The 26,558-nt window shown below is 71.4% G+C and carries 25 protein-coding genes and 1 tRNA gene; 15 read left to right on the top strand and 11 right to left on the bottom strand.

Annotated features, from left to right (window positions below; genetic code table 11):
- Positions 1–12: 12 nt before the first annotated feature.
- Positions 13–1,590 (top strand): sodium/solute symporter, encoded by a 1,578-nt coding sequence (locus O1Q96_RS40730; protein ID WP_269253925.1) that lies wholly within the window; start codon positions 13–15, stop codon positions 1,588–1,590.
- 45 nt (positions 1,591–1,635) lie between these two features.
- Here O1Q96_RS40730 and O1Q96_RS40735 read toward each other — a convergent pair whose 3' ends face one another.
- From O1Q96_RS40735 to O1Q96_RS40745, 3 genes are all read right to left on the bottom strand, one after another.
- Entirely contained in the window at positions 1,636–2,523 is an 888-nt protein-coding gene (locus tag O1Q96_RS40735; RefSeq protein ID WP_269252887.1) for a coiled-coil domain-containing protein, read from the bottom strand.
- Positions 2,524–2,745: 222 nt separating this feature from the next.
- On the bottom strand, positions 2,746–5,574 hold the full coding sequence (locus O1Q96_RS40740; RefSeq protein ID WP_269252888.1) for an SUKH-4 family immunity protein: 2,829 nt from the start codon (positions 5,572–5,574) through the stop codon (positions 2,746–2,748).
- A gap of 7 nt (positions 5,575–5,581) precedes the next feature.
- Positions 5,582–6,577: an SMI1/KNR4 family protein gene (locus O1Q96_RS40745; protein WP_269252889.1), complete on the bottom strand. Its 996-nt coding sequence runs from the start codon at positions 6,575–6,577 to the stop codon at positions 5,582–5,584.
- 314 nt (positions 6,578–6,891) lie between these two features.
- Here O1Q96_RS40745 and O1Q96_RS40750 point away from each other — a divergent pair, with 314 nt between their 5' ends.
- Positions 6,892–7,395, top strand: a complete 504-nt coding sequence (locus O1Q96_RS40750) for a YwqJ-related putative deaminase (protein ID WP_269252890.1) — start codon at positions 6,892–6,894, stop codon at positions 7,393–7,395.
- A gap of 95 nt (positions 7,396–7,490) precedes the next feature.
- Positions 7,491–7,991 carry an SUKH-3 domain-containing protein gene (locus O1Q96_RS40755; protein ID WP_217452604.1) on the top strand — a complete coding sequence of 167 codons (501 nt, stop codon included), beginning with the start codon at positions 7,491–7,493 and terminating at the stop codon, positions 7,989–7,991.
- A 37-nt stretch (positions 7,992–8,028) separates the two neighbouring features.
- Here O1Q96_RS40755 and O1Q96_RS40760 read toward each other — a convergent pair whose 3' ends face one another.
- Positions 8,029–9,357: a sensor histidine kinase gene (locus tag O1Q96_RS40760; protein ID WP_269252891.1), complete on the bottom strand. Its 1,329-nt coding sequence runs from the start codon at positions 9,355–9,357 to the stop codon at positions 8,029–8,031.
- Positions 9,358–9,705: 348 nt separating this feature from the next.
- On the opposite strand from O1Q96_RS40760, the gene O1Q96_RS40765 reads away from it, so the two are divergent.
- The 6 genes from O1Q96_RS40765 (at position 9,706) to O1Q96_RS40790 (ending at position 14,628) form a co-directional block, all read left to right on the top strand.
- A tRNA-Gln gene (locus tag O1Q96_RS40765) sits at positions 9,706–9,778 on the top strand.
- A gap of 130 nt (positions 9,779–9,908) precedes the next feature.
- On the top strand, positions 9,909–11,396 hold the full coding sequence (gene glmU / locus O1Q96_RS40770; protein WP_331276093.1) for a bifunctional UDP-N-acetylglucosamine diphosphorylase/glucosamine-1-phosphate N-acetyltransferase GlmU: 1,488 nt from the start codon (positions 9,909–9,911) through the stop codon (positions 11,394–11,396).
- 120 nt (positions 11,397–11,516) lie between these two features.
- Entirely contained in the window at positions 11,517–12,488 is a 972-nt protein-coding gene (locus O1Q96_RS40775; RefSeq protein ID WP_200396421.1) for a ribose-phosphate diphosphokinase, read from the top strand.
- A gap of 196 nt (positions 12,489–12,684) precedes the next feature.
- Positions 12,685–13,272, top strand: coding sequence for a 50S ribosomal protein L25/general stress protein Ctc (locus O1Q96_RS40780; protein ID WP_269252892.1), 588 nt, complete (start codon positions 12,685–12,687; stop codon positions 13,270–13,272).
- Positions 13,273–13,418: 146 nt separating this feature from the next.
- Positions 13,419–14,015 (top strand): aminoacyl-tRNA hydrolase, encoded by a 597-nt coding sequence (gene pth / locus O1Q96_RS40785; protein WP_269252893.1) that lies wholly within the window; start codon positions 13,419–13,421, stop codon positions 14,013–14,015.
- A 127-nt stretch (positions 14,016–14,142) separates the two neighbouring features.
- Positions 14,143–14,628, top strand: a complete 486-nt coding sequence (locus tag O1Q96_RS40790; RefSeq protein WP_269252894.1) for a hypothetical protein — start codon at positions 14,143–14,145, stop codon at positions 14,626–14,628.
- Between the two features lie 90 nt (positions 14,629–14,718).
- Here the strand turns inward: O1Q96_RS40790 and ppc are convergent, their stop codons facing one another.
- The gene (gene ppc, locus O1Q96_RS40795; RefSeq protein WP_269252895.1) at positions 14,719–17,451 is read right to left on the bottom strand and encodes a phosphoenolpyruvate carboxylase; all 2,733 of its coding nucleotides are present in this window, start codon (positions 17,449–17,451) and stop codon (positions 14,719–14,721) included.
- Positions 17,452–17,748: 297 nt separating this feature from the next.
- Here ppc and O1Q96_RS40800 point away from each other — a divergent pair, with 297 nt between their 5' ends.
- From O1Q96_RS40800 to O1Q96_RS40815, 4 genes are read left to right on the top strand one after another with little or no spacing between them, the layout of a single operon-like run.
- Positions 17,749–18,759 carry an acyl-CoA desaturase gene (locus tag O1Q96_RS40800; protein WP_269252896.1) on the top strand — a complete coding sequence of 337 codons (1,011 nt, stop codon included), beginning with the start codon at positions 17,749–17,751 and terminating at the stop codon, positions 18,757–18,759.
- Positions 18,756–19,427, top strand: coding sequence for a TetR/AcrR family transcriptional regulator (locus O1Q96_RS40805; RefSeq protein WP_217452612.1), 672 nt, complete (start codon positions 18,756–18,758; stop codon positions 19,425–19,427). The genes O1Q96_RS40800 and O1Q96_RS40805 overlap by 4 nt, the downstream gene beginning before the upstream one ends.
- A 49-nt stretch (positions 19,428–19,476) precedes the next feature.
- Entirely contained in the window at positions 19,477–19,722 is a 246-nt protein-coding gene (locus O1Q96_RS40810; RefSeq protein ID WP_419587094.1) for a type II toxin-antitoxin system Phd/YefM family antitoxin, read from the top strand.
- Positions 19,719–19,970 (top strand): type II toxin-antitoxin system RelE family toxin, encoded by a 252-nt coding sequence (locus O1Q96_RS40815; RefSeq protein ID WP_269252897.1) that lies wholly within the window; start codon positions 19,719–19,721, stop codon positions 19,968–19,970. The genes O1Q96_RS40810 and O1Q96_RS40815 overlap by 4 nt, the downstream gene beginning before the upstream one ends.
- Here the strand turns inward: O1Q96_RS40815 and O1Q96_RS40820 are convergent.
- Positions 19,945–20,325: a VOC family protein gene (locus O1Q96_RS40820; RefSeq protein ID WP_269252898.1), complete on the bottom strand. Its 381-nt coding sequence runs from the start codon at positions 20,323–20,325 to the stop codon at positions 19,945–19,947. The genes O1Q96_RS40815 and O1Q96_RS40820 overlap by 26 nt on opposite strands.
- Positions 20,326–20,329: 4 nt before the next feature.
- Positions 20,330–21,145 carry a trans-aconitate 2-methyltransferase gene (locus O1Q96_RS40825; RefSeq protein ID WP_269253928.1) on the bottom strand — a complete coding sequence of 272 codons (816 nt, stop codon included), beginning with the start codon at positions 21,143–21,145 and terminating at the stop codon, positions 20,330–20,332.
- A 155-nt stretch (positions 21,146–21,300) separates the two neighbouring features.
- On the opposite strand from O1Q96_RS40825, the gene O1Q96_RS40830 reads away from it, so the two are divergent.
- Positions 21,301–21,798 carry a MarR family winged helix-turn-helix transcriptional regulator gene (locus O1Q96_RS40830; RefSeq protein WP_269252899.1) on the top strand — a complete coding sequence of 166 codons (498 nt, stop codon included), beginning with the start codon at positions 21,301–21,303 and terminating at the stop codon, positions 21,796–21,798.
- Here O1Q96_RS40830 and O1Q96_RS40835 read toward each other — a convergent pair.
- On the bottom strand, positions 21,757–22,524 hold the full coding sequence (locus O1Q96_RS40835; protein ID WP_217452616.1) for a LuxR C-terminal-related transcriptional regulator: 768 nt from the start codon (positions 22,522–22,524) through the stop codon (positions 21,757–21,759). The genes O1Q96_RS40830 and O1Q96_RS40835 overlap by 42 nt on opposite strands.
- A gap of 261 nt (positions 22,525–22,785) precedes the next feature.
- Here O1Q96_RS40835 and O1Q96_RS40840 point away from each other — a divergent pair, with 261 nt between their 5' ends.
- Positions 22,786–23,241 carry a GNAT family N-acetyltransferase gene (locus tag O1Q96_RS40840; RefSeq protein ID WP_269253929.1) on the top strand — a complete coding sequence of 152 codons (456 nt, stop codon included), beginning with the start codon at positions 22,786–22,788 and terminating at the stop codon, positions 23,239–23,241.
- A 26-nt stretch (positions 23,242–23,267) separates the two neighbouring features.
- Here O1Q96_RS40840 and galK read toward each other — a convergent pair whose 3' ends face one another.
- Genes galK through galT form a run of 3 tightly spaced genes read right to left on the bottom strand, consistent with a single transcriptional unit; the run spans position 23,268 to position 26,478 of the window.
- Entirely contained in the window at positions 23,268–24,488 is a 1,221-nt protein-coding gene (gene galK, locus O1Q96_RS40845) for a galactokinase (protein WP_419587023.1), read from the bottom strand.
- Positions 24,431–25,420 (bottom strand): UDP-glucose 4-epimerase GalE, encoded by a 990-nt coding sequence (gene galE / locus O1Q96_RS40850; protein WP_269252901.1) that lies wholly within the window; start codon positions 25,418–25,420, stop codon positions 24,431–24,433. The genes galK and galE overlap by 58 nt, the downstream gene beginning before the upstream one ends.
- Positions 25,417–26,478 (bottom strand): galactose-1-phosphate uridylyltransferase, encoded by a 1,062-nt coding sequence (gene galT, locus O1Q96_RS40855; protein ID WP_217452619.1) that lies wholly within the window; start codon positions 26,476–26,478, stop codon positions 25,417–25,419. The genes galE and galT overlap by 4 nt, the downstream gene beginning before the upstream one ends.
- Positions 26,479–26,558 lie beyond the last annotated feature (80 nt).

The following is a 26,558-nucleotide window of genomic DNA, read 5'->3' on the forward strand; positions in this document are numbered from 1 at the left end:
TCCGCCCAGGCGATGTCACTCGTGGCGTTCACCGTCGTGGCCACCATCACCCTGCTGCTCTGTGTGATGACCGGCCCCGACCGGGACGACCTCGACGAGTTCTACACCGGCTACAGCAGCCTGTCCCCGATGCGCAACGGCCTTGCCATAGCGGGGGACTACATCTCCGCCGCGACGGTCCTCGGCACCGGCGGCGTGATCGCGCTCTTCGGGTACGACGGCGTCGTACTCGCCCTGAGCACCGCGCTGTCCCTCATGCTCCTGATGTTCCTGCTGGCCGAACCCCTGCGGAACGCGGGCCGGTTCACCATGGGCGACGCACTGGCCCGGCGGATGCCGGGCCGGGCGGTGCGGATCACGGCGTGCGCGGCGACGCTGACCGCGCTGCTCCCCCTGATGCTCGTACAGCTGGCCGGCACCGGCGACCTGCTGGCGTTCATCCTCGGCTTCTCCAGCGACGGGCTGAAGACGGGCTGCATCATCGGTCTCGGCATCCTGATGATCAGCTACGCGGCGATCGGCGGCATGAAGGGCACCGCGCTGATCCAGATCCTGAAGATCGTGATGCTGCTCGGCTCGGGCGCCGTCATCGCCGTGCTCATCCTGAACAAGTTCGACTGGGACCTCGGCGGCCTGTTCGGCCAGGCCGCTCAAAACAGCGGGGCCGGCTCCGCGTTCCTGAGCTCCGGTCTGCAGTTCACCAGCGGGCCCAGTCCGCGCCTGGACATGATCAGTTCGGAGCTGACGGTCGTGCTCGGCGGGGCCTGCCTGCCCCACATCACCATGCGCATGTACACGGCGGGCAGTGCCCCTCAGGTGCGCCGGTCGCTGTCGTGGGCGGTGCCGGCCGTGGCGCTCTTCGTCCTCATCATCACGGTCGTCGGATTCGGGGCGACGGCACTGATCGGGCGGGAGGCCATCGCGGTCGCCGACCCGCAGGGCAACACCGCGTACCTGCTGGGCGCGCGGGCCGCGTTCGGGGCGGACGTCTCGACGGCGGAGACGTTCCTCTTCACCACCGTCACCGCGGCGATCTTCCTGACGGTGCTCGCGTCCGTCGCCGGAATGATCCTCGCCTGCGCCAACTCCCTCGCCCACGACGTCTTCGCGCACGGCAGGAAGCAGCTCTCGCCGCGCCGCGAGATGACGCTGGCCCGGGCGTCGGCGGCGGCGGTCGGCATCCCGGCGATCGTGCTGGCCACCCTCGTCCAGCACCACAGTCTGCAGCCCCTGGTCACGCTGTCGTTCTGCCTGGGTGCTTCGGCCATAGCGCCCGCGCTGGTCTACAGCCTCTTCTGGCGCCGCTACACCCGGGCCGGTCTCATGTGCACGCTCATCGGCGGCTCGCTGAGCACGCTCATCCTGATGACCGGCACGAACCTCGTCTCGGGCTCCCCCATCTCCGCGTTCCCCGACCACGACTTCACCTGGTTCCCCTTCACCACGACCGGCCTCGTCTCCATCCCGCTGGGCTTCGCCCTCGGCTGGCTCGGCACGGTGGCCTCGGGCCGGGAGAAGGCGGAGGAACACCGCAAGCAGTACGAGGCCGTGGAGGGCTGGATCCTCGCGGGGGCGGTGCGCAAGGAGTGAGCGGGCACTGGTGACGTGCGGGCCGGTGGGGACGGCCCGCACGGACTACTCCGCCGCCGCCCGCCCCGTCAGCGCAGCGAGACTGCTGCGTACGTGGTCCATGTGGGCCTGTACCTCGTCCCACTCCTCGCTGTGTTCGCGCAGGACGCGTTCGGTCTCGCGGGCGACGCGTTCCTCGCGGACCCCGGCCTCGGCGAGGAGTTCGGCGGCGCGGGCCTCCGCGTCCTCCTGGAGGTGGCGGGTCGACTCCTGGGCCTCGGCCAGGGCCCGCCCGGCCTCGGCCAGATCCTCCTCGGCGCGCGCGACGAGTTCCTCGTGGCGCGCGTCGAGCGCGGCCTCACGCTCGGCGGCCTCGCACCCGGCCCTCTCCCAGCGCTCGGTGTGCTCCTTCTCCTGCTCGGCGAGCAGGGCCTCTGCGCGCCGCCGCGTCTCGCGCAGCGCGGCCAGCGCCTCACCGCGGCCCTCCTTCACGTCGCACCGCGCGGAGATCCGCATCTCGTCGGCCTCGGCCTGCGCGGCCAGCAGCCGGTGCCGGGCCCGCTCGTCGGCCTCACCGCGCACCTCGTCGGCGGCCGCACGCGCGTCCGCACGCACCCGCCCGGCCGCCGCCTCCGCCTCCTCCACGACCAGGCGCGCCTCCCGGCGTGCGCTCTCGCGCACCGCCGCGGCCTCCTCCTCGCCCAGCTCGAACAGCCGGCGAGCCCGGTCGCCGAGCGACTCGTACGTCTGGGGGGCGAGCCCCTGCACGACCTCGCGCAGCCGCAGCGCCTCGGACTCCATCTCCCTGGCCAGCACGGTCAGCCGGGCGGCCCGCTCCCACGCGGCGTCACGCCCCGCCGAGAGCGCCGAGGCGTACGCGTCGACCTGCTCGGGACGGTAACCACGCCCCCGTACCGCCTCGAAGCCATGAGACGACACCGATGCGCTGCTCATCCTCGAATCCCCTCTGGCGTACGACTACGGCGTACGACGTACGCCATGATGTGCCGCACATCTTGGTGGATCAGACGGAAGTGTTCATAACGCGACACTCCGCGCATTCCTCCCGGAGGGCATCCGGCCGGGGCACGACGGAAAGGGCCCGGCCCGGTCTGTCGACCGGGCCGGGCCCTCACACGCGTCGCTGCCGCACGGGCTCAGCGCTCTGACGCCCCGTCAGAGCAGGCCGTCCCACATCTGCTCCAGCAGGACCGACCACCAGCTCTCCGGCGACCCGAGGGCCGCCGGGTCGATCGCGGCCAGCTGCGCCTGGAAGTCGACGGTCCAGCGGCCCGCCTGCTCCTGGTTGAGCCCGAAGCGCAGACGCCACATCCGGCCCAGCAGGGCGAGGCTGCGCGCGAACTCGGGCAGCCCCGTGTTCACGAACTGCGGCGGTACGGAAGCACCGCCCGGCCCCGCCTCCACCGGCACGGCCACGATGTTCGCCGTCCCGTACTGGACACAGATCGCCTTGCCGAAGTCACTGCCCATGACGAGGTACGAGCCCGCGTCCGCGCCCGGCTGCACGCCACGCTCCTGCGCCAGTTCGGCGAGCGTCGGCACCGGACGGCCCGGCTGGGCCTGCGCCCAGAAGAACGGGTTCATGTCGACGGGCAGCCCGGCCACCACCAGGGTGTGCGCCACGATCGGCGGCACGCCCTGCCGGGACACGGCGGCCTGGTCGAACCGGAACAGGCCCGGCCCGAACGCCGCCGCCAGCTCCTGCGCGATCGCCTCCGGCGGGATCGGCGGCGCGGACTGCACCGGCGGCAACGGCGCCCGTACGGGGCCGGGCCTCGCCGGGCCGTCCGCGACCTGATGCAACTCGCCCTGGTGCGCGAGCAGTTGGGCCATGCCCTGCTGACGGCTCGCATGGTCCGTGCCGTACGAGGCGATGCTCGTGATCCGCGCCTGCGGCCAGCTCTCCCGGATCATCCGGGCGCAGTACGCGCCCGGCAGCTCGCAGGACTCCAGCTCCGTGTGCAGCTCCAGCACCTGCTGCGGCGGCACGTTCATCGCGCGCAGCTCGTGCAGGATCTGCCACTCCGGGTGCGGGGTGCCCGGCGCGGACCGCCGGATCAGCTGCTGCTCGCTGCCGTCCTGGGCGCGGTAGCGCAGAACCGCCTGGTAGCCGGGACCGACCGTGGGCGGGGCCTGCTGGGGGTAGCCGTAGGCCGGGGGCTGCTGACCCGGCACCGGCTGACCGGGGAAGGGCCGGCCCGGCATCGACTGGCCGGGGAAGGGCTGCTGCCCGGGCGCGCGCGGAGCGGGGGGCGGCATGCCGGGAGCTCCGTGAGCGCCGGGCGGCATCCCCGGCGCACCGGGGGCCGGGGGCGGCGGCGGAGGCGCCGTGCCCGGACCACCGACCGACGGACCGGCCAACATCGTCGCGGCATGGTGAACTCCCCCGGGCGGCGTACCACCCGGAGCACCGGGAGGACCACCGGGCGCACCCGGAGCGCCGGGGGGCTGCGGAGCAGCGGGACCACCCACCGCCGGACCGGCCAACATCGTCGCCGCGTGGTGAACACCCCCGGGCGGCGTACCACCCGGAGCACCCGGAGGCTGCGGTGTGCCGGGGCCGGCCGGCTGACCCGGTGCGCCCGGACCCGCGGATCCCTCGGGCCCGTCGGGGCCGAGCTGCGAGACGAGTTGCGTCGGCACGTACCCGCCGGCCGGAGCGCCGGGCGCACCCGGACCGGACGCCGGAGCCGGGCCGCCGGGCCGCGCGCCCGGCGTACCGGGGGCGCCGGGAGGCGGCGGCGTACCGGGCGACACCGCACCCCGCGCGCCACGCGGCGGAGCCTGCGCCTTGCTGGTCGCGGCGTCGGCGATGTCACCGGCGTTGGGCGGCAGCGGCCGGCCTGCCGCACCCGAAGGGGCCGGCTGCTGCGGTGCGTCGGGAGCGGCGGGCGGCTGCGGGGCGCCCTGCGGATAGCCGTAGGCGGGGGCACCGGGAGGCGGCGTGCCGGGCCCGGCGTTCTGCGGATGGCCGTACGAGGAGTGCGCGGGCGGCGGCGTGCCCGGCGCACCCGCCCCCTGCGGCGCGGGGCCCTGTGCCCCCGGACCCTGCGGGAAGGCGGGCGGGGCCTGCCCGTCCACCGCGGGCGCGACGGCCGTGCTCGGCAGCCGGCTCCCTCCGGAGATCAGCTTGGTCCTGGCCTCGGGTGCCGTCTCGGGCGCGGGCGGCGTGGTGTCGTCCCCCACGTCCCGTATCTGCGGCGCGTACACCGTCGTGGGCAACGGAACGGAACGGTCGTCCTCCGGCTCCGCGTTGGTGTCGGTACCGGCCCACGGAGTCGCGTCGGCGGGCACACCGGATCCGGCGGACGCGTCACCGGCGGCGGCGGGCCATGCCGTACTCCCGCCCGGAGCCGCGGGTGCCGCCGCACCGGACGAGGCCACCGGACCGGCGGGAGGTCCCGGCAGCGTCTCGGGCATCGAGCTCCCGCCCCCGGCGCCGCCCCGACCGGCACGGGCCGCGTCGACGGGCGGGGTGGCGTGGACAGGCGGAGTGGCATCCACGGGTGGGGTGGCGCCCGCGGAGGGGACGGCGTCGCTGACGGCGGCAGCGGGCCGGGACCCGGCCCCCTCGGACGCCCCGCCGGACGTCCTGTCCCGGCGATCCGGGATGCCCATCCGGTCCGCGGCCTCCTGCAGCCACTCCGGCGGCGTGAGCAGGAACGACGTCTGGTTGAGGTCGACGCGCGCGGGAGGCGCGGGCGTCGCGTCGGACACGGAGTCGGACAACCCGTACTCCTCCTCGTAACGGCGGATCACCTCGCCGACCGGCAGCGAGGGCCACAGCGTGGCCTCCCCGCTGTCGCGGGCGATGACGAGCCGCTGGGCCCCGCCGTCGGAACGCGGACCGTCGGCCCGGTCCTCCGCCCACACCACGAACCCGAGGTCGAACTCCCGGACCCGCACCTCACGGTGCTGGTAGCCGGGCAGGTCCCCGTTGATCCACTCTTCCGCGCGCTCCTGCGCCTGCGCGAAGGTCACCATCGGACGCTCACTCCCCCACCGAAGACACGGCGGACACCGGCACGGCCCGCGCGAAGCCGCCGTCCACCATCAGGTTCGCCACCGTCTCCAGCTCGGGCGGATTGCCCGCGAGCCGGGACAGGAACTGATCGAAGTCGTCACCACAGGGCAACAGCAGCCGCTGTACGCGCTCCGCGGGCGGCCACGCGTCCTGGTCACGGGCGTCGTCGTACGCGCAGAACCACACGGAGCCGATCCGCTCGCCCTTCACCTTCACGGCGAGCAGCCCGCCCTGCACGAACCCGACTCCCAGATAGTCCTTGGTGAGATGGTCCCGCAGGCACTTGTTGACGTAGACGAGGTCGTTGACGGCGGCCTCGTCCCGCACGGTGAAGAACGGCTGGTCGACCAGCAGCCCCAGCTCGGCGTCCAGCGCGGCCCCGACGGGCGCGCACCCGCCGGCGGCCTTCAGGAAGGACCGGTACGCCCCCGGCAGCCGGTACCCGAGATCCTCCTCGACCCCCACCACCTGCTGCTCGGTCACGGCGACCGCCGCCTTCGGCAGCCCGAAGTGCGCGGGCCGGGTCTCCTGCAGCGGCCGGGTACCCCGCTTCTCCTGGTCGACCGCCGCGGTGGCGAGCCCGCCGTGGTGCCGCAGCAACGCCTTCACCTCGACCGGCACGAGCTCCAGCCGCCGCGTCGCCGGCACGTGGTGCCAGGTCCAGCCGTGCGGAGTGGCGACCGCCGGGATGGTGTCCCACAGGTCGTGGCCGGAAGCCGCCATGGCGGCGTTCGCGGACACGTAGTCGGTCAGCCGCAACTCGTCGACGCCGAACCCCTCGGGCGGCTCCGCGATCTCCGCGGCCGCCCGTGCGTAGAGCGCGAAGTCGGGAAGGCCGGCGTCGTCGACGCGTACCCCTCTCGGGTGACGGGCTGCCCGGACCGGATCCGGGAAGTGCACCACCTGCCCGGCATAGGCCGCGTTCGGCGGCGCGGCTTGCTGCCCGAGCCGACCTGTCGTCATGGCGGTTGCCCCCTGCGGCGTTCTGATGGATCGCGGATGTCGACAGCCTATGCGGTGGAACGACACCGGTCACCGGGCCTCCGGTTCCGTACCGGCCAAGGGCCCTCCGGTTCCGTGACCTGCCGTCATCGCGCCGTGACGGTACGACGAAGACCGCGCGTGTCGCACCGCCCCAGCTTCCGCACCAGCCACGGAGTTTGGCACTCTGTCCGAGCACCGGGGGATGCGGTAAGAGCCTGTGTCTGCACCCCGGCCGGGCGGCGTGCGCCCGGCCGGGGTGCAGACACAGGCTCTACAGGGGAGGGAACAGGACAATGAGCGCGACACAGACGGGTACGTCCGGAGATCCACGGGTCGGCTGGAGCAGCACCGAGGCGCCCGCCGCCCCGGCCCTCCTCCACCGCCGCGACGGCATACTGCCCACCATCGCCGCCGCCCTCTCCGTACGAGGCGCCACCCTCACGGGCACGGCGGGCCGCGGCGACCAGCCGCCGCCCCTCCACCCCCTGGTACGGGACTTCCTCGACACACTGACGAGCGCCCAGCGCGACCGCTTCACGGGCCGCTGCGCCGAGGCGATCCTCATCTCCCGCCATCTCAGCGCGGCCGACGCGGCCCGCTCCAAACGGGCCGCCCGCAAACCCATGACCAACGGCGAGGCACGCAAATCCCTCAAGCAGGCCAAACTCACCGCCCGCCGCATCCGCGAGGACGGCGACCCTCTGCACGGCAGCTTCGCGCCACCCTGCCGCTCCTGCACGGCGCTCAGCGCCCACTTCGGCGTCCGCGTCGTCGACCCGACAGCACAGGAGAACTGACAGCCGCCTCCCACCCGCACGAAGGCGCCACCGGCGCCACCCGAAGCAGCCGGCCGATAAACCCAGCGGCAGCTCAGACCGATCGCGAAGGGCAGATGCACACCGAACGCACCGCCACCTCCACCACCCGCTTCTCCGTGCAGGTCGACGCCGTACTGCGCGCCTCCGGATGGCAACCGGGCCGGTGGGACATAAGGCAGGCCGAGTTCTGGGCCGACGCCCTGCGCAGCCACGAGTCCCCCGCGGGCCACCGCCACGCCGTGTTCCCGGCGGCCGTGGAGGCATGGGCGGAGTTCGGCGGCCTCCACATCACCACGACCGTCGCCGGCCGCCAGATCGCCCCGTGCCCCCTGCACCTGGACCCCCTGCACGGCCTGCACATGGCCCGCACCCTCGCCGACCTCGGCAGGGCCCTGGGCACCGAAGTGGCCCCCCTCGGCGAGGAGACCGACACCAGAGCCCTGCTGGCCATCGACGCCGAAGGCCGCGTCTACACCCTGGACCACACGGGCGACTGGTACCTGGGCACGGACATCGACCAGGCCCTGACCACCCTCATCTCGGGCCGGGAACCGGTACGCCTGACGGCCGGCTGAGCGGACCCGTCCGGCGCCGCAAGCGGTGAGCCGCGGCTCACCCCTCGGCGGGAATGACCGCCGACACCCGGAACCCACCGGCGTCCGTCGGCCCGGACACGAACACCCCGCCGAGGCCGACGACCCGCTCCTTCATCCCCAGCAGTCCGTTGCCCCCGCTCGGCAGCCTGGCGTCGGACGCGGCTCCCGGCTCCGGCGGCGCCCCGTTCTCCACCTGCATCGCGATCTCCGCCCCCCGGTGCGCCAGCCGCACCCGGGTCTTCGCCCCCGCCGCGTGCTTGTGGACGTTCGTCAACGCCTCCTGCACCACGCGATAGGCGGTCTGCTCCACCACAGCCGCGTACGCCCGCGGGTCCCCCTCCACGGAGAGGTCGACGACCATTCCCGCGGCGGCGGACTGCCCCACCAGCTCGTCGAGATCATCGATGCAGGGCCCGTCCCCCGACTCGTCGTCGACGGCCCGGGACGCGGCCGCCGCCGCGGCCGCACCCACGGCCGCCAGGGGCACGCTCGACGCGGACGAGGCCCCCGCGCCCCGCACCACACCCTCCTTCGTACGCAGAACCCCGAGCATCTCCCGCAGCTCGGTCAACGCCTGACGCCCCATGTCACCCACGAGCGAGGCGTTCTTCACGGCCTTCTCCGGGTCCTTGCGGGCCACCGCCTGCAACGCGGCCGCGTGCACGACCATCAGGGACACCCGGTGCGCGACGACGTCGTGCATCTCACGGGCGATCCGGGTCCGCTCCTCGTTGCGCGCCCACTCGGCCCGCTCCTCGGCCCGCTCCGCGAGCAGCTGCAGCTCCCGCTCCAGGGAGTCGGCCCGCTCCCGCAGACTCTCCATCAACCGCCGCCGCGCCCCCACGTACAACCCGAGCAGTAACGGCGGCGCGGTCATCCCCAAGGAGGTGGTGATCGACACGAAGGGCACGAACCAGTCCCCCAGGGCCACATCCCCCCGCACCATCCCCTGGTGCGCCCTCACATACGTGACGATGAGCATCCCCACCATCGACATGCCCGCGAGGGCCCCGATGATCCGCCTGGGCAACTCGGACGCCGACAGTGTGTACAGCCCGACGAGCCCCATGAGGAACCCCATCTGGGCAGGTGTGATGGCGATCGACACCAGGACGACGGCGATGGGCCACCGCCGCCGGAACAGCAGCACCGACCCGGCGACCGCCCCGAAGAGCATCCCCGCCGGTACCGGTATCCCGGCCGCGTCCGCGAACGGGAACCCCTCGATCGCGCACTCCACCGACGACACCAGCGCGAGGCTCCCGTCGAGCACCGCACTGCGCCACCTCCCCCACCACCACGGGCCGGTCAGGGCCGCGGTGTGGTCTTCCCCCGTCGTGGTCATGACTCCAGCCTACGTTTGCCCCCCGCCCCTTTTCCGGTGAGTTTCCCGGACTGGCCTACACCACTCCGCGCAATCGAACAGAAGCGAAACAGCCCGGAATCCCTCGAACTGCTGAATCGCTGACCGTTCGACCCCGGAAGGCCTCATTCCGCCCGGACGGTATGCCCATGGAACATTCATGTGGCAAGTACGCGGACTTCGAAGGGTCGCGGGAGCAGGCGATCGCTCTGCGAAGCGAGGGCCACAGCCTTCGGCGACTTGTACCGTCGCATCGAAGGGTCTTGGTACGGCATAGTGTTGGGTGCCGACTCGGCGACCTGACCTGATGTCCGGTTTAGCCTAGTTCCATCCCCCATGGTGTAATCAGGCAGCACTGCGGTTTTTGGTACCGTATGTTCAGGTTCGAATCCTGATGGGGGAGCCGTGCACCCCCGGGCCCTGACATCCCTGTCAGGGCCCGCTCTCATGTCGTCCCCGAAACGCCCCGGTATCCTGCGGATGTCCACACCCCAAAGGGCAACCCCAGTCATCCGAAGCCGAAGGGCACACCCGTGAGCGCCAACCTTCCCCAAGCTTTCGGCTCCGCTCGAGCAGGGGGAACCCCGCTCGCAGCCGTCGTCGTCCTCGCAGCGGGTGAGGGCACCCGTATGAAGTCGGCCACGCCCAAGGTCCTGCACGACATCTGCGGCCGTTCCCTCGTCGGCCATGTACTCGCCGCGGCGGGCGAGTTGGAGCCCGAGAACCTGGTCGTCGTCGTGGGCCACGCCCGTGAGAAGGTCACGGCGCACCTCGCCGGGACCGCTCCGGGCGTACGGACGGCGGTGCAGGCCGAGCAGAACGGCACGGGGCACGCCGTGCGGATGGGCCTGGAGGAACTGGGCGGCGTCGTCGACGGCACCGTCGTGGTCGTCTGCGGGGACACGCCCCTGCTCACCGGCGAGACCCTCCAGAAGCTCGCCTCGACGCACACGGACGACGGCAACGCGGTCACCGTGCTCACCGCCGAGGTCCCGGACGCCACCGGTTACGGACGTATCGTCCGGGACGGCGCCTCGGGTGCGGTGACGGCGATCGTCGAGCACAAGGACGCCTCCGAGTCCCAGCGCGCGATCCGTGAGATCAACTCCGGCGTCTTCGCCTTCGACGGACAGCTGCTCGCGGACGCGCTCGGCAAGGTCCGCACGGACAACAGCCAGGGCGAGGAGTACCTGACGGACGTCCTCGGCATCCTCCGGGAGGCTGGGCACCGCGTCGGCGCCGCCGTGGCGGGCGACCACCGCGAGATCGCCGGCATCAACAACCGCGTGCAGCTGGCGGAGGCCCGCCGCACCCTGAACGACCGTCTGCTGGAGCGCGCGATGCTCGCGGGCGTGACCGTCGTCGACCCGGCCTCGACGTGGGTCGACGCCACCGTCACCTTCGAGCAGGACGCGATCGTGCACCCCGGCACCCAGCTCCAGGGCGCCACGCACCTGGGCGAGGGCGCCGAGGTGGGCCCCAACACCCGCCTGAAGGACACCAGGGTGGGCGCGGGCGCGAGGATCGACAACACGGTCGCGGACGGCGCGGAGGTCGGTCCCCAGGCGAACGTGGGCCCCTACGCGTATCTCCGCCCCGGCACCCGCCTCGGACTGAAGGCCAAGGTGGGTACGTACGTGGAGACGAAGAACGCCTCGATCGGCGAGGGCACGAAGGTCCCGCACCTCTCGTACGTGGGTGACGCGACGATCGGCGACCACTCCAACATCGGGGCCGCGAGCGTCTTCGTGAACTACGACGGCGAGGCCAAGCACCACACGACGGTGGGGTCGCACTGCAAGACGGGTTCGGACAACATGTTTGTGGCGCCTGTCACCATCGGGGACGGTGCCTACACCGCCGCGGGGTCCGTGATCACGAAGGACGTGCCGCCCGGTTCGCTGGCCGTGGCCCGGGGCCAGCAGCGGAATATCGAGGGCTGGGTGGCCCGCAAGCGTCCGGGGAGCGCGGCTGCGAAGGCCGCGGAGGCGAGCGCCCGGGAGGCGGGCGGCGAAAGCTGACCGGAAAGCGTCGGGCCGGACTCGGCGTACCGTGATAGACGAACACCCGCACACCCAGCTGAGACCGCATCTGAGAACTGACTCGACATCCAGCTGAGACACCTCTGAGGAGACAGTGCTGTGACCGGGATCAAGACGACCGGCGAGAAGAAGATGATGTTCTTCTCCGGCCGCGCCCACCCCGAGCTTGCCGAGGAGGTCGCCCACCAGCTGGGTGTCGGGGTCGTCCCGACGAAGGCCTTCGACTTCGCCAACGGTGAGATCTACGTCCGCTACGAGGAGTCGGCCCGCGGCGCCGACTGCTTCCTGATCCAGAGCCACACGGCTCCGATCAACAAATGGATCATGGAGCAGCTGATCATGATCGATGCTCTGAAGCGGGCCTCCGCCCGGAGCATCACGGTGATCATGCCGTTCTACGGTTACGCCCGTCAGGACAAGAAGCACCGTGGACGTGAGCCGATCTCGGCCCGTCTGATCGCCGACATGATGAAGACGGCGGGCGCGGACCGCCTCCTGACGGTCGATCTGCACACGGACCAGATCCAGGGCTTCTTCGACGGCCCGGTGGACCACCTGTTCTCGCTGCCGCTGCTCGCGGACTACGTGGGTCACAAGGTGGACCGTACGAAGCTCACGGTCGTCTCGCCGGACGCCGGCCGCGTGCGCGTCGCCGACCGCTGGTGCGACCGGCTGGGCGCCCCGCTCGCGATCGTGCACAAGCGGCGCGACAAGGACGTCGCGAACCAGGTGACGGTCCACGAGGTCGTCGGTGACGTCGAGGGCCGGGTCTGTGTCCTGGTCGACGACATGATCGACACCGGTGGCACGATCTGTGCCGCCGCGGACGCGCTGTTCGCGCACGGCGCGGAGGACGTCATCGTGACGGCGACGCACGGTGTGCTGTCCGGTCCGGCCGCGGACCGTCTGAAGAACTCGAAGGTCAGTGAGTTCATCTTCACGGACACGCTGCCCACCCCGGGCGAGCTGGAGCTCGACAAGATCACGGTGCTGTCGATCGCGCCGACGATCGCGAACGCGGTGCGTGAGGTCTTCGAGGACGGTTCCGTGACCAGCCTCTTCGACGAGTAACAAGTCCGGCCGCGGCCTCCTCGGGGTCCGCGTAGATCGATTTCTTGTACGGCCTCCCCGCCGCGTAAGCTGTCACAGTTGCTCGGCGAGGGAGGCCGCACTCTTTTGGTGCGGCGGTCCGTTATCGACGCGCTCTTCGTAGCAGGCCGATTGTGTGGCCGGGTGACTTTCTTCCCCCTGTACTACGAGGAGTGACATGTCCGAGGTCAAGCTCGCCGCCGAGACCCGCACCGAGTTCGGCAAGGGTGCCGCGCGCCGCATCCGCCGTGAGAGCAAGGTTCCCGCCGTCGTGTACGGCCACGGTGGCGACCCGGTCCACATCACGCTGCCGGGCCACGAGCTCCAGCTCGCCCTGCGTACCCCGAACGTCCTGCTGACCCTGGACATCGAGGGCAAGTCCCAGCTGGCGATCCCGAAGGCCGTCCAGCGTGACGCCATCAAGGGCTTCCTCGAGCACGTCGACCTGCTGCTGGTGAAGAGCGGCGAGAAGGTCAACGTCGAGGTGTACGTGCACACCGAGGGCGACCTGGCCCCCGGCGCCTTCCTTCTCGAGCACGTGCTCAGCACGCTGACCGTCGAGGCCGAGGCCACGCACATCCCCGAGTCGGTCACCGTCTCCATCGAGGGCCTGGAGGCCGGTGCCGCCATCCTCGCCAAGGACATCCCGCTGCCCGAGGGCACCACGCTGGCCATCGACGAGGACGCGGTCGTGCTGCAGGTTCTGGCCGCCCAGGCCGAGGAGCCCGCGGACGAGTCCGCAGGTGACGAGTCCGCCGAGGCCTGATCCCGCACCGGATCACTGTTCGCCGGCCGCCGCTCCTGTAGGCCCTGTCGTCACGACGGGGCCCGGGGGCGGCGGCCTGCGCGTATCCGCCGATCGACGACCGCTGGTCGAGAGCAGCTGGTCAAGGACCCTTGGGAGACACGGACGTGACCACGGAACCAGGCGCCCCCTGGCTGATCGTGGGGCTCGGCAACCCCGGCCCCGACTACGCCATGAACCGCCACAACGTGGGCTTCATGGTGGCCGACCTCCTCGCCGGGCGGATCGGCGGGAAGTTCAAGAGGGCGGGCAAGGCCCAGGCGCAGGTGATCGAGGGGCGGATCGGCCCGCCGGGTCCGGCGAACCGCCGGGTGATCCTGGCGAAGCCGATGTCGTACATGAACCTGTCGGGCGGGCCGGTGACGGGTCTGCGTGACTTCTACAAGGTGCCGACGGCGAACATCGTGGCCATGCACGACGAGCTGGACATCGACTACGGGGTGCTGCGGCTCAAGCTGGGCGGCGGCGACAACGGCCACAACGGTCTGAAGTCGATGACGAAGGCGATGGGCCCGGACTACCACCGGGTCCGGTTCGGCATCGGTCGTCCGCCGGGGCGTATGCAGGTCGCCGATTTCGTGCTGAAGGACTTCTCCTCGGCCGAGCGCAAGGAACTCGACTACTTCGTGGACCGGGCCGCGGACGCGGTGGAGGCGCTGGTCATCGAGGGGTTGGAGCGGGCGCAGTCGACGTACAACTCGTGAGGTGTGACGTGCGGCTTCCCGGGTGGGCCCGGCGGGTGCCCCGGGGCAGTTGAAAGGTCCGTACAACGCGGGACTTGTCCCCCACCGGAGTTGACCGGGCGCGGGGCCATGGCCAAGGATCGCCGCCATGCCTGCCCATGCCTCCCGTCGGAACGCGTCCGTGGCGCTGCGGTTCGGGCGGCTCGCGGCGATGGGTACGGTCGCGGTGCTGATTTTGATCGCGGGTGTCTGGGCGTCCTGGGGCACTGCCCAGCACGTGATGCTCACCAAGGGGCGCGAGCGCGGCACGATGACGGTCACCCGGTGTGCCGAGGACCGGTGCACGGGTCCGTACCGGCCGGTGTCGGCGGGGTCCACGGCGCGGGACCTGGTCGTGCTCGACAGTGAGGTGGCCGTCGAGAAGGGCCGCACGTACACGGTGGTGGTGAAGCCCGGCAGTGACGATGTCGTCCGCACGGGCACCGGTGGTCTTCTCTATGCCTGGGTGCCGCTCGGAGGCGCGCTGATGCTCGCTTCGATGGTGGTGGCGGGCGGGCTGCGGCTGAGCCGGCCGGCATGGGTGCTGGGCGGTGCGGGTCTGACGCTGGTGACGGCCGCGTTCCTGGCGCTCTGAGGTTTTCTCCCCGCACGCGAAGGCGCCTGTCCGGCTCGTACGGTTGCGTACGGGCCGGACAGGCGCCTTCGTGCGCCGTGGCGGTGCGGGTCAGCCGGTGTTGCGCAGGCCCGCCGCCACGCCGTTGACGGTGAGGAGCAGGGCCCGGGACAGCAGCGGGTCCGGCTCGGAGCCGGCCGCGGCGGCGTCGCGCTGGCGCTTGAGGAGGGCGACCTGGAGGTAGGAGATCGGGTCCAGGTAGGCGTCGCGGACGGTGAAGGTCTGCTTGAGCACCGGGTGGGCGTCGAGGAGTTCGGCCTCACCGGTGATGCGCAGCACCTCGCGGACGGTCAGCTCGTGCTCGGCCTCGATGGTGGCGAAGACGTGCTGGAGCTCCTCGGGGACGAGGGTCTCGACGTAGTGGCGGGCGATCCTGAGATCGGTCTTGGCGAGCGTCATCTCGACGTTGGAGATGAAGTTGCGGAAGAAGTGCCACTGCTCGTGCATCTCGTCCAGGACGCTGTCGAGACCGGCCTCGCGCAGTGCCTTGAGGCCGGCGCCGACGCCGAACCAGCCGGGCACGATCTGCCGCGACTGGGTCCAGCCGAAGACCCACGGGATGGCGCGCAGGCCGTCGAGCGAGACGCCCGAGCCGGGGCGGCGGGAGGGTCGCGAGCCCAGGTGCAGGTCGGCGAGCTGGTCGACCGGCGTGGAGGCGAGGAAGTACGTCGGCAGGTCCGGGTCCTCGACCAGCCGGCGGTAGGCGGCCTCGGCGGCCTCCGAGACGACGTCCATGGCGGCGTCCCAGCGGGCGAGTGCCTCGTCGGACTGGCGCGGGGCGGTGTGCAGCGCGGAGGCCTGGAGGGTGGCCGCGACGGTCAGCTCCAGGTTCTCCCGGGCCAGCGACGGTACGAGGTACTTGTCGGAGATGACCTCGCCCTGTTCGGTGACCTTGATCTCGCCCTCCAGGGTGCCCCAGGGCTGGGCGAGGATCGCGTCGTGCGAGGGGCCGCCGCCGCGGCCGACGGTGCCGCCGCGGCCGTGGAAGAGCCGCAGCCGTACGCCGTACCGGTGGGCGACGTCGCGCAGGCGGCGCTGGGCCCGGTGGATCTCCCACTGCGAGGTGGTGATGCCGCCGAACTTCGAGGAGTCGGAGTAGCCGAGCATGACCTCCTGCACGTCCCCGCGCAGCGCCACGAGCCGCCGGTAGGACGGGTCGGACAGCATGTCCTCGAGGATGGTGTCGGCTGCCTTGAGCTCGTCGGTCGTCTCCAGGAGCGGCACGATGCCGATCTTCGCCCAGCCGGCGTGCAGGTCGAGGAGCCCGGCCTCGCGGGCCAGGACGGCGGCGGCGAACACGTCGTCGGCGCCCTGGCACATCGAGATGATGTACGACTCGATCACCTCGGGCCCGAAGACCCGGAGCGCCTTCTTGACCGTCTCGAAGACGCCGAGGGTCTTCTGTCCTGCCGCGTCCAGCGGCGCCGGGGTCGGCGCGAGGGGCCGGCGGGAGCGCAGTTCCTTGGCGAGCAGCTTGTGCCGGTACTCGCGGGGCATGTCCTCGTAACGCCAGGACTCTTCGCCGAGCCGGTCGAAGAGCTGGCCGAGGGCGTGGTGGTGGGCGTCGGCGTGTTCCCGTACGTCCATGGTGGCGAGCTGCAGGCCGAAGGCGGCGAGCGTGCGGATCGTGCGGTTCATGCGGCCGTCGGCGAACAGGGCGCCGCGGTGCTCACGCAGTGAGGTCTGGATGAGGGTGAGGTCCTGCAGCAGCTCGGCGGTGCCGAGGTAGTCGCGGCCGTCCTCGTGGGCGGTGCCCCGGGCCAGGCGCTGCTTGGTGTTCTCCAGCTTCTGCCGGATGCAGGTGGCCTTGAGGCGGTAGGGCTCCTCGGCGTTGAGGCGCTTGTAGCGGGGGCTGATCTCGGGCAGTCGCTCCAGGTCGGCCTGGAGGGAGCCGAGCAGCTCTTCGGTGGCGCCCGTGTAGCGGATCGAGTTCGACAGGAAGCCGCGCAGTTCGTCGATCAGTTCCAGCGCGTCGTTGATGCCGTGCTCGTGCTGGAGGATCAGGACGTCCCAGGTGACCTGGGGTGTCACGTTCGGGTTGCCGTCGCGGTCGCCGCCGATCCAGGTGCCGAAGGTGAGGGGGCGGGTCTCGTCGGGGAGCCGGACGCCCACGCGCTCCAGCTCGGCGGTGAGGTCCTCCAGGACGTCCCCGACGGCGCCGGCGTGCAGCTCGTCGAGGTAGTAGATGGCGTTGCGGGCCTCGTCGGCCGGTTCGGGGCGCACGACCCGCAGCTCGTCCGTCTGCCAGACGAGGTCGATGTTCTCTGCCAGACGGGTGTCGTAGCGGCGCCGGTCGGCTTCGATGACCGGGGTCTCCAGCAGGGCGGCGATGCGGCGCAGCTTGTTGAGGACCGAGCGCCGGGCCGCCTCGGTGGGATGCGCGGTGAAGACCGGGCGGACGTTGAGGTGCTGCACGGTCGCGCGCAGGTGCTCGGGGTCGGCGTCCTTCAGGCGGTCCGCCGTACGGGCGAGGAGTCCGCCCTCGGCGGCGCGTCTGGCGCGCAGCTCGCGGCCGCGGTGCACCTGCTCGGTGACGTTGGCCAGGTGGAAGTAGGTGGAGAAGGCGCGGACCAGCTTGGCCGCGGTCTCCAGTTCGGTGCCGCGCAGCAGCTCGGCGGCGGCCTCACCGTCCTCGCGGGTGAGGCGGCGGACCTTCTCGACCAGTTCGAGGAGTTCGGGTCCCTCCTGGCGTACGAGGGTCTCGCCCAGCAGATCGCCCAGGCGGCGGATGTCGGCGCGCAGCTCACTGCTGGTGGTCGTGGTCTGGTCGTCGGCACTGCTCACAGGTGCGGCTCCTTGCAGTGTTGAAGCTCGTCTGGAGGGGAACCCGTCGGCCCGAGGCGGCGAGTGCCGCATCAGCGGCCGGGCATCCGGGAATGAAACAGAGCGGACCGCGCTGTCCGACCGAGACCAAGGATAGGTGTCCGTGCGGACGCGCGGTTTCTGGGGCTCTTGCCCCCGGGCGGCGCGCTGCCATACTTACGATGCCGTAGGTTACGGACCCGTAGGTGCTGTTTTCGGCTACCCACGGGTGCGATTACCGGCCACTCTCTCAATCCTCGACCCCACAGGGGACGCCCCATGACCACGAGTTCCGATGTGATCGATGACGCCCCGAAGGCGCACGACGACTCCGCGCTCGCCTCCGCCACACTGGGCGGCGAGCAGAAGCGTTCGATCGAGCAGATCACCCTTCTCCTCTTCATCACCGTCCCGTTCCTGGCCGTCCTCGCGGCGGTTCCGCTGGCCTGGGGCTGGGGTGTGAGCTGGCTGGACCTCGGCCTGCTGGTGTTCTTCTACTACCTGGGATGCCACGGCATCACGATCGGTTTCCACCGGTATTTCACGCACGGTGCCTTCAAGGCGAAGCGTCCGCTGCGCATCGCCCTGGCGATCGCCGGTTCGATGGCCGTCGAGGGGCCCGTGGTCCGCTGGGTGGCCGACCATCGCAAGCACCACAAGTTCTCCGACGCCGAGGGCGACCCCCACTCGCCGTGGCGCTTCGGTGAGACGGTGCCGGCCCTGATGAAGGGCCTGTGGTGGGCGCACATCGCCTGGATGTTCGACGAGGAGCAGACGCCGCAGGAGAAGTACGCGCCGGACCTGATCAAGGACCGGACGATCCGTACGATCTCGCGCCAGTTCCTCCTGTGGGCGGGACTGTCCCTCATGCTCCCGGCACTGATCGGCGGCCTGGTGACGATGTCCTGGTGGGGTGCGTTCACGGGCTTCTTCTGGGGCTCGCTCGTGCGTGTGGCGCTGCTGCACCATGTGACCTGGTCGATCAACTCGATCTGCCACGCGGTCGGCAAGCGCCCCTTCAAGTCGCGTGACCGTTCGGGCAACGTGTGGTGGCTGGCGGTGCTGTCCTGCGGCGAGTCGTGGCACAACCTGCATCACGCGGATCCGACGTCGGCGCGGCACGGTGTGGAGCGCGGACAGGTGGACTCCTCGGCCCGGCTCATCCGCTGGTTCGAGAAGCTCGGCTGGGCGTACGACGTGCGCTGGCCGTCACGCTCGCGTATCGATTCCCGTCGCAACCCGGACGGGAAGGGCGCCCGACGCAAGGCGGAGGCCGCCGACGCGGCATGATTGACGGCGTGGCCGACTCCAGCACACCCAGCAATGAAAAGCCGCGGCGCGTCCGCCGCACCCGGATGACCGGTGCGGAGCGGCGGGCCCAGTTGCTGGAGATCGGCCGTACGCTCTTCGCCCAGAAGGGCTTCGAGGCGACGTCGGTGGAGGAGATCGCGGCGAAGGCGGGCGTCTCCAAGCCGGTCGTGTACGAGCACTTCGGCGGCAAGGAGGGGCTGTACGCGGTGGTGGTGGACCGTGAGATGCGCCGCCTGCTGGACGGCGTGACGAGCTCACTGACAGCAGGCCACCCGCGTGAGCTCTGCGAGCAGGCGGCCTTCGCCCTCCTCGACTACATCGAGGAGTACACGGACGGTTTCCGCATCCTGGTCCGCGACTCCCCCATCCCGCAGTCCACAGGCTCCTTCGCATCCCTGATCTCGGACATCGCGACACAGGTGGAGGACATCCTGGGCCGTGAGTTCAAGCGCCGCGGCTTCGACCCGAAGCTCGCGCCGCTCTACGCCCAGGCCCTGGTCGGCATGGTCGCGCTGACCGGCCAGTGGTGGCTGGACGTCCGCCGCCCGAAGAAGGCGGAGGTGGCGGCCCATCTGGTGAACCTGGCGTGGCACGGCCTGGACGGCCTGGAGGCGAAGCCGCGGCTGATAGGACGCCGGAAGGCCTAGCAGGCGCTACGGCGGGAATGCGCGGGTCCGCGCACCTTCCCAGACCGAGATTGCGATCAGCGCGGCCCGTTCCCAGCTCGGCGACCTCGTCCGGCGCGCGGCGCACGGCCGCGAGACCATCGCCCTCACCGATCACGGCCATGTGGCCGCGCTCCTGGTCTCGCCCCAGGTGATAGAGGATCTCGAAGACGCACTCGCGGTCGCCGACTACCAGCGGCGCAAGGCCGAGGGGACGCTTGGACCCGGCATCCCCATGGCAGAGGTACGCAAGCAGCTGGGGCTCGAACAGCAGTGACCTACGAGATCAGCTTCGACCCGCACGCCCTCAACTCCGCAGCCAGGTCCCTCAAGGAGGACCCCAGCGGCCTCGCCCTTCTCCTGGACACCATCGACAAGCTGGCTGACGATCCTCGTCCGGCAGGTTCGATTCCATACGGCTCTCCCGACCTCGGCCGCCTACACATCGGTGACTACCGGGGTCTGTACGTCATCGACAACGACGTGATCCGCATCCTCATCACTCACCTGGGCCGCACGCCCTGAGGACCGGCTCCAGGAACTCCAGCCGGTTGCCCACGGGGTCCTCGGAGGAGAAGCGGCGGTGCCCCGGGAGCCCACCGTCCCAGGTCACCGCCGCTCCGCAGGCGGTGAGGCGGGCCGCGTACGCCTCGATGCCCGTGACCCGCAGCCCCGGGTGGGCCTTCTTCGCGGGTCTGAAGTCGGGTTCGACGCCCAGGTGGAGCTGGATCGCTCCCGCCCGGAACCAACACCCGCGCGCCGCGAGCACCGGCGGCTTGGGGACCTCCGTCATGCCGAGGACATCGACGTAGTACGTGCGCAGAGCGTCCTCGGAGCCCGGCGGGGCGGCGAGCTGGACATGGTCGACGGCAGCGAGCATGGCGTCACGCCGCCTTCCGTGCGACCGCGAACAGGCGGCGGAACGGGAGGACCGTGCCGTACGGGGCCGCCGGGTAGGCCGTGCGGAGCAGGTCGCGGTACTCGGCGGTGAAGGCGTCCGCGGCCTCCGGGTCGTCGGCGAGAGCCGTGAGGACGGGGCGCATCCCCGTACCCTTGGACCAGTCGAGGACCGCGTCCTCGCCCCCCAGGAGCTGCAGGTACGTCGTCTCCCACACGTCCACCTCGCAGCCGAGGCGCGCCAGCCGGTCCAGGTAGACGAGCGGGGCGTGGACCGAGTCCTCGCGGCGGAGGACTCCGGCCAGGCGGTCCTGCCAGCGGGCGGACGCGGCGAGTTCGCGCATCAGGGCATGCAGGGGCGCGTCGATGTTGTTCGGGACCTGGAAGGCGAAGGTCCCGCCGGGGGCCAGTGCGTCCAGCCAGCCGGGAAAGGCGTCCAGATGCCCCGGCACCCACTGCAGCGCCGCGTTGGAGACGATCAGGTCGTACGTCTGCGTGGGCGTCCAGTCCGTGAGGTCCGCGTGGGCGAAGTCCAGCTGTCCGCCGCCGGCCGTGGGGCCCGCGTACGCGCCTGTCCCTGCCAGCATCTGCGGGGAGTTGTCGTATCCGGTGATGTGCGCGCCCGGCCAGCGCCCGGCGAGCTGGACGGTGACGTTGCCGGGACCGCAGCCCAGGTCGGCGATGCGGGCCGGATCGCCGGGCAGGACGGGGACGCGGTCGAGCAACTCGGCGAAGGGCCGGGCGCGGTGCTCCGCGTGGCGCAGGTACTGGCCCGGGTCCCAGGTGGGAGTGGTGGCGGGCATCGGGTCCTCCTCGAGGTCGCGGTCCCGGCGGCGGCCACCGGTGAGGCGGGCAGGCGCCTGCCGGGATGCGTCCACCCTCACACCGTAACTCTCTCGACGTCAAGAGACTTCACATCAAGAGACTTCATGTCGACACAACCACTACACTGATCGTCATGGAGGACGAGGTCGATCGGCTGGTCGCTGCGTGGCGCCGGGAGCGCCCTGACCTCGACGTGGAACCGCTCGAGGTGCTCAGCCGCGTGAGCAGGCTCGCCCGGCATCTGGACCGCGCACGGCGGATCGCGTTCGCCGAGCACGCCCTGGAGCCCTGGGAGTTCGACGTGCTCACCTCGCTGCGGCGGGCGGGGGCCCCGTACCAGCTCTCCCCCGGCCAGCTCCTCACCCAGACCCTCGTCACCTCGGGCACGATGACGAACCGTATCGACCGGCTCGCGAAGAAGGGCCTGGTCGAGCGGCTCCCCGACCCCAGCGACCGGCGGGGCGTGCTCGTGCGCCTCACCGAGGAGGGCCGCGACCGCGCCGACCAGGCGCTCGCCGGACTCCTCGACCAGGAGCGGGCGATCCTCGCGGAACTGAGCCGCGGCCAGCGCGGCGAACTGGCCGGGCTGCTACGCCAGTTGACCGCCCCGTTCGACAACATCCCGGGTTAGGTCGACCGGACCGACCCCGGCACGGCGGGCCAGCGCCACGGCCGCCAGCGTCGAGTGCACGCCCAGTTTCCCCAGCACGTTCTGCATGTGGGTGCGGACCGTGTGCGGGGAGAGGAACAGCCGCTCGGCTACGGCCTTGCGCCCGAGTCCGGCCACCATGCAGCGCAGCACCTCGCGCTCGCGCGGGGTCAGCGACTCCACCAGCCGCTCGCTCTCGGTGCGGTGCTTGCGGGCGGCGGTCAGTTCACGCAGGACGCCGGTGAGCAGGGCGGGCGGCAGGTGCGTCTCGTCCCGCAGCACACCCCGGATGACGGTCAGCAGCCGGGACAGCGAACAGTCCTTGGCGACCCAGCCCGAGGCGCCCGCCTGGAGCGCGAGTGCCGCTCGGCGCGAATCGTCCTTCTCGGCGAGCACGACGGTACGGACGCCGGGCTGGCCCGAACGGACGCCCGCCACCAGCGAGATGCCGTCGACCAGGCCTTCTTCGTTGCTGTCGTGCACGGGCACGGCAGGGCGGGCGCCCGGCACGTTGCCGCCGAGGTCGGCGTCGACGAGCAGCACGTCGAATCTGCGGCCTTCCGCGACCGCCCGCTCCAGGCAGCGCAGCGCGGCGGGGCCGCTGCCGGCCGCGGAGACGTCGACGTCGGGCTCCGCCGCCAGGGCGGCTGCGAGCGACTCGGCGAAGATACGGTGGTCGTCGACGACCAGGACACGGATGCGAACCACTGAAACCCCCACTGGTCGGGGGACGGACCGTCGCGGGTACGGCGCCCGAGGTGATCCCGAGCCTCCTGTCGACTCGGAAAACGGGGTACCGCACAGTCCGCACGGCCGCCGCCGTGCTGGAACTGCTACCCCCACTCCGGGCGTCGTACCCGACTGTCTCGCCCCCTGAGCAGCACCGGCCCCCACCGGTGCTGCTCATCAGAGTACGGCTGGGCGCCGGGAGCGGAAGGTGATTTGCAGAACTGATTGGCCAGCGCGTTTATGGTGAGCCGTATGTTTCGTATTGAGACAGAAGTCGACAAAGAGCGTAGCCAATTCCTGCGATCACGGCTGCGGGAGGGCAATACGGCCGCTTCTCCCGTGCTGCGTTCGCTGCGCGGAACGCCTGGTGAACGGGAAGTTCCGCTCCAGGTCTGGGCGTTGGAGGAGGACGGCCGGGTCGCCGGCGGGCTGGTCGGGCACACCTGGGCGACGTGGCTCCATGTCGCCTACCTGTGGGTCGACGAACGCCATCGCGGGTCCGGGCTCGGGTCGCATCTGCTGTCCCGGGCGGAAGATCTGGCGCACTCGTCACGGGGTTGCCGGGCCGTGCGCCTGGAGACGTGGGACTTCCAGGCGCCGGACTTCTACCGCAAACAGGGCTACGAGGTGGTGTGCGTGGTCCCCGACTATCCGCCGGGGATCACGGAGTACACGCTGACGAAGCGGCTGCCCTGAGACTGACGGGCTGACCCTTCGGCCCGTCAGGCCACCCGCCGGGCCCCCGCGGACGGCACCGCGGGGAACACCCGCGGCGCGGTGTACCCCGCCGCCGCGAACGCTTCCTCGACCGCCTTGGTGACCGTGTCCGCGTCCGCGGCCTCGACCAGCACGACCGCCGAGCCCCCGAAACCGCCGCCCGTCATACGGGCCCCGAGAGCCCCGGCCTGGTTCGCCGTGGAGACGACGAGGTCCAGCTCCGGGCACGAGATGCGCAGATCGTCGCGCAGTGAGGCGTGGCCGGCCGTCAGGACGGGCCCGATCGCACGGACGTCCCCCGCGTCGAGGAGCGCGATGACCTGCTCGACCCGGTGGTCGTCCGAGACCACGTGCCGCACGTATCGCCGTACCCGCTCGTCGGAGAGACGGGCGAGGGCCGCGTCGAGGTCCTCGTGGGGAAGGTCCCGCAGGAAGGGGACGCCGAGCTGTCGCGCCCCCTCCTCGCAGCCCTCCCGCCGCTCCGCGTACGCGCCGTCGCCCAGCGCGTGCTTCACCCGGCTGTCGACGACCAGCAGTTGCAGCCCCTGGGCCGGCAGGTCGAACGGGACCTGCCGGATCGACAGGTCGCGGCAGTCTAGGTGCAGGGCGTTGCCCTCCGTGCAGCAGGCGGACGCCGTCTGGTCCATGACCCCGCAGGGCACGCCCACGAAGTCGTTCTCCGCGCGCTGCGCGGCGCGGGCCAGCTCGGGGCCGGTGAGCCCGAGGCCGAACAGGTCGTTCAGGGCCAGTGCCGTGACCACCTCGAGCGCCGCCGAGGAGGACAGGCCGGCGCCCGTCGGGACCGTCGACGCGAGGTGGATGTCCGCGCCGGTGACGGCGTGACCCGCCTCGCGCAGGACCCAGACGACACCCGCGGGGTAGGCCGCCCAGCTCGTGTTCGTCAGTGGCGCCAGCTCGTCGACGTGCAGTTCGACGACGGGGCCCTCGATGTCCGCCGAGTGGATGCGCAGCACGCCGTCGTCGCGTCGCGAGACCGCCGCGACCGCGGTGTGCGGCAGCGCGAGCGGCATGACGAAGCCCTCGTTGAAGTCGGTGTACTCGCCGATCAGGTTGACCCGGCCGGGGGCCGCCCAGATCCCGTCGGGGGCCGTACCGTACAGCTTCTCGAAGCCGTCACGGACCTGCTGCTCCGCCTGCTCTGCCGCCACTACTGCTCCTTCGACTTCGCGGTGCTCTGCTGCGCGACGTGCTGCGCGAACTCCCATGCGTCCGCGACGATTCCCGCGAGGTCCGCGCGGGACGGGTTCCAGCCGAGTCGCTCGCGGGCCGTGGCCGCGGAGGCGACGAGGACCGCCGGGTCGCCGGCCCTGCGCGGGGCCGCGACCTCGGGGATCGCGTGCCCGGTCACCTTGCGGACCGTCTCGACGACCTCGCGGACCGAGAAGCCGTTGCCGTTGCCGAGGTTGCAGATCAGGTGCTCGCCCGGCTGCGCGGCGGCGACCGCCAGCAGGTGGGCCTCCGCGAGGTCGGCCACGTGGATGTAGTCGCGGACGCAGGTGCCGTCGGGCGTCGGGTAGTCGTCGCCGTAGACGGAGATGGCGTCGCGGCGGCCCTGGGCGACCTGGAGGACGAGCGGGATGAGGTGCGACTCGGGGTCGTGCCGCTCACCGCAGGAGCCGTACGCGCCCGCCACGTTGAAGTAGCGCAGCGAGACGGCGGCCAGGCCGTGCGCGGCCGCCTCACCCGTGATCATGTGGTCGACGGCGAGCTTCGAGGCGCCGTATGGGTTCGTCGGGGACGTCGGCGCGGACTCGACGATCGGGGTCGTCTCCGGCTCGCCGTACGTCGCCGCCGTGGAGGAGAAGACCAGCTTGCGGACGCCCGTCTCGCGCATGGCGGCGAGCAGTGCCATCGTGCCGCCGACGTTGTTGTCCCAGTACTTCTCGGGCTTCACGACCGACTCGCCGACCTGCGAGAACGCGGCGAAGTGCAGCACGGCGTCGAAGGAGTCGTCCAGCCACTTGGCGGCGTCGCGGATGTCGCCCTCGACGAACGAGGCGCCCGCCGGGACGCCCTCGCGGAATCCGGTGGAGAGGTTGTCGAGGACGGTCACCTCGTGGCCCGCCTCCAGCAGGTGCTGGGCGACCACACTGCCCACATAGCCCGCACCGCCGGTGACCAGGTACTTCCCGCTCATGAACTCGCTACCTCTCGCAGTCGCTGGGCCGCGGACTCCGGCGGCACGTCGTTGATGAACACACTCATGCCGGACTCGGAACCCGCGAGGAACTTCAGCTTGCCGGACGTACGGCGGATGGTGAAAAGCTCGAGGTGGAGGGCGAAGTCCTCACGCACCACACCGTCGAACTCCTCCAGCGTGCCGAACGGCGCCTGGTGCCAGGCCGAGATGTACGGCGTCGGAGGCTCACCTTCGCCGAAGATCCGGTCGAAGCGCCTCAACAGTTCCAGATAGACCTTGGGGAACTCTGTGCGCGCGTCCTCGTCGAGGCCCAGCAGGTCCGCGACCCGGCGGCGCGGGTAGAGGTGCACCTCGTACGGCCAGTGCGCGGTGTACGGCACGAAGGCCACCCAGTGCTCGGTCTCCAGCACGACCCGCTCGCCGGCCAGCTCCCGCTCCAGCACGGCGTCGAAGAGGTTCTCCCCGCCCGTGGCCTCCTTGTGCGCCGCCAGCGAGCGGAGCATCAGGGCCGTCCGCGGCGTGGTGAAGGGGTACGCGTAGATCTGGCCGTGCGGGTGGCCGAGGGTCACGCCGATCTCGGCGCCGCGGTTCTCGAAGCAGAACACCTGCTCCACGGAGGGGAGGTTGGACAGCTCGGCCGTGCGGTCGGTCCACGCCTCCAGGACCAGGCCCGCCTGCTCCTCGGTGAGACCGGCGAAGGAGACGTCGTGGTCCGAGGTGAAGCAGACGACCTCGCACCGGCCGGAGTCCCCGGCCAGCGACGGGAAGCGGTTCTCGAACACCGCGACGTCGTACGAGGAGTCCGGGATCTCGCTGAGCCGGTCGCCTTCGGAGGGGCACAGCGGGCACTCGTCCGCCGGCGGGTGGTAGGTGCGGCCCTGACGGTGCGAGGCGATGGCCACCGCGTCACCGAGGAGCGGGTCGCGCCGTACCTCCGAGGTGGTGACCGTCCGGTCGAGCGGGCGCCGGTCCACCGCGTCGCGCACCGTGTCGTCGCGCGAGTCGTAGTAGATGAGCTCGCGACCGTCGGCCAGCCGGGTCGAGGTCTTCTTCACGCCGGACTCCCCATCCGTACCCGATCAAACCAACAAACAGAACCGAACACATCAAACCACAAATCCCCACGCCCGTCATC

The sequence above is a fragment of the Streptomyces aurantiacus genome (assembly GCF_027107535.1).
In the GTDB taxonomy this organism is placed as follows: domain Bacteria; phylum Actinomycetota; class Actinomycetes; order Streptomycetales; family Streptomycetaceae; genus Streptomyces.

Coding starts and splice junctions, on each gene's coding strand:
- O1Q96_RS40730 (WP_269253925.1), top strand. CDS start 13: ATGTCACTCGTGGCGTTCACCGTCGTGGCCACCATCACCCTGCTGCTC.
- O1Q96_RS40735 (WP_269252887.1), bottom strand. CDS start 2,523: ATGAGCAGCGCATCGGTGTCGTCTCATGGCTTCGAGGCGGTACGGGGG.
- O1Q96_RS40740 (WP_269252888.1), bottom strand. CDS start 5,574: ATGGTGACCTTCGCGCAGGCGCAGGAGCGCGCGGAAGAGTGGATCAAC.
- O1Q96_RS40745 (WP_269252889.1), bottom strand. CDS start 6,577: ATGACGACAGGTCGGCTCGGGCAGCAAGCCGCGCCGCCGAACGCGGCC.
- O1Q96_RS40750 (WP_269252890.1), top strand. CDS start 6,892: ATGAGCGCGACACAGACGGGTACGTCCGGAGATCCACGGGTCGGCTGG.
- O1Q96_RS40755 (WP_217452604.1), top strand. CDS start 7,491: ATGCACACCGAACGCACCGCCACCTCCACCACCCGCTTCTCCGTGCAG.
- O1Q96_RS40760 (WP_269252891.1), bottom strand. CDS start 9,357: ATGACCACGACGGGGGAAGACCACACCGCGGCCCTGACCGGCCCGTGG.
- O1Q96_RS40780 (WP_269252892.1), top strand. CDS start 12,685: ATGTCCGAGGTCAAGCTCGCCGCCGAGACCCGCACCGAGTTCGGCAAG.
- O1Q96_RS40790 (WP_269252894.1), top strand. CDS start 14,143: ATGCCTGCCCATGCCTCCCGTCGGAACGCGTCCGTGGCGCTGCGGTTC.
- O1Q96_RS40800 (WP_269252896.1), top strand. CDS start 17,749: ATGACCACGAGTTCCGATGTGATCGATGACGCCCCGAAGGCGCACGAC.
- O1Q96_RS40805 (WP_217452612.1), top strand. CDS start 18,756: ATGATTGACGGCGTGGCCGACTCCAGCACACCCAGCAATGAAAAGCCG.
- O1Q96_RS40820 (WP_269252898.1), bottom strand. CDS start 20,325: ATGCTCGCTGCCGTCGACCATGTCCAGCTCGCCGCCCCGCCGGGCTCC.
- O1Q96_RS40825 (WP_269253928.1), bottom strand. CDS start 21,145: ATGCCCGCCACCACTCCCACCTGGGACCCGGGCCAGTACCTGCGCCAC.
- O1Q96_RS40830 (WP_269252899.1), top strand. CDS start 21,301: ATGGAGGACGAGGTCGATCGGCTGGTCGCTGCGTGGCGCCGGGAGCGC.
- O1Q96_RS40840 (WP_269253929.1), top strand. CDS start 22,786: ATGGTGAGCCGTATGTTTCGTATTGAGACAGAAGTCGACAAAGAGCGT.
- galK (WP_419587023.1), bottom strand. CDS start 24,488: ATGGGAGTTCGCGCAGCACGTCGCGCAGCAGAGCACCGCGAAGTCGAA.
- galE (WP_269252901.1), bottom strand. CDS start 25,420: ATGAGCGGGAAGTACCTGGTCACCGGCGGTGCGGGCTATGTGGGCAGT.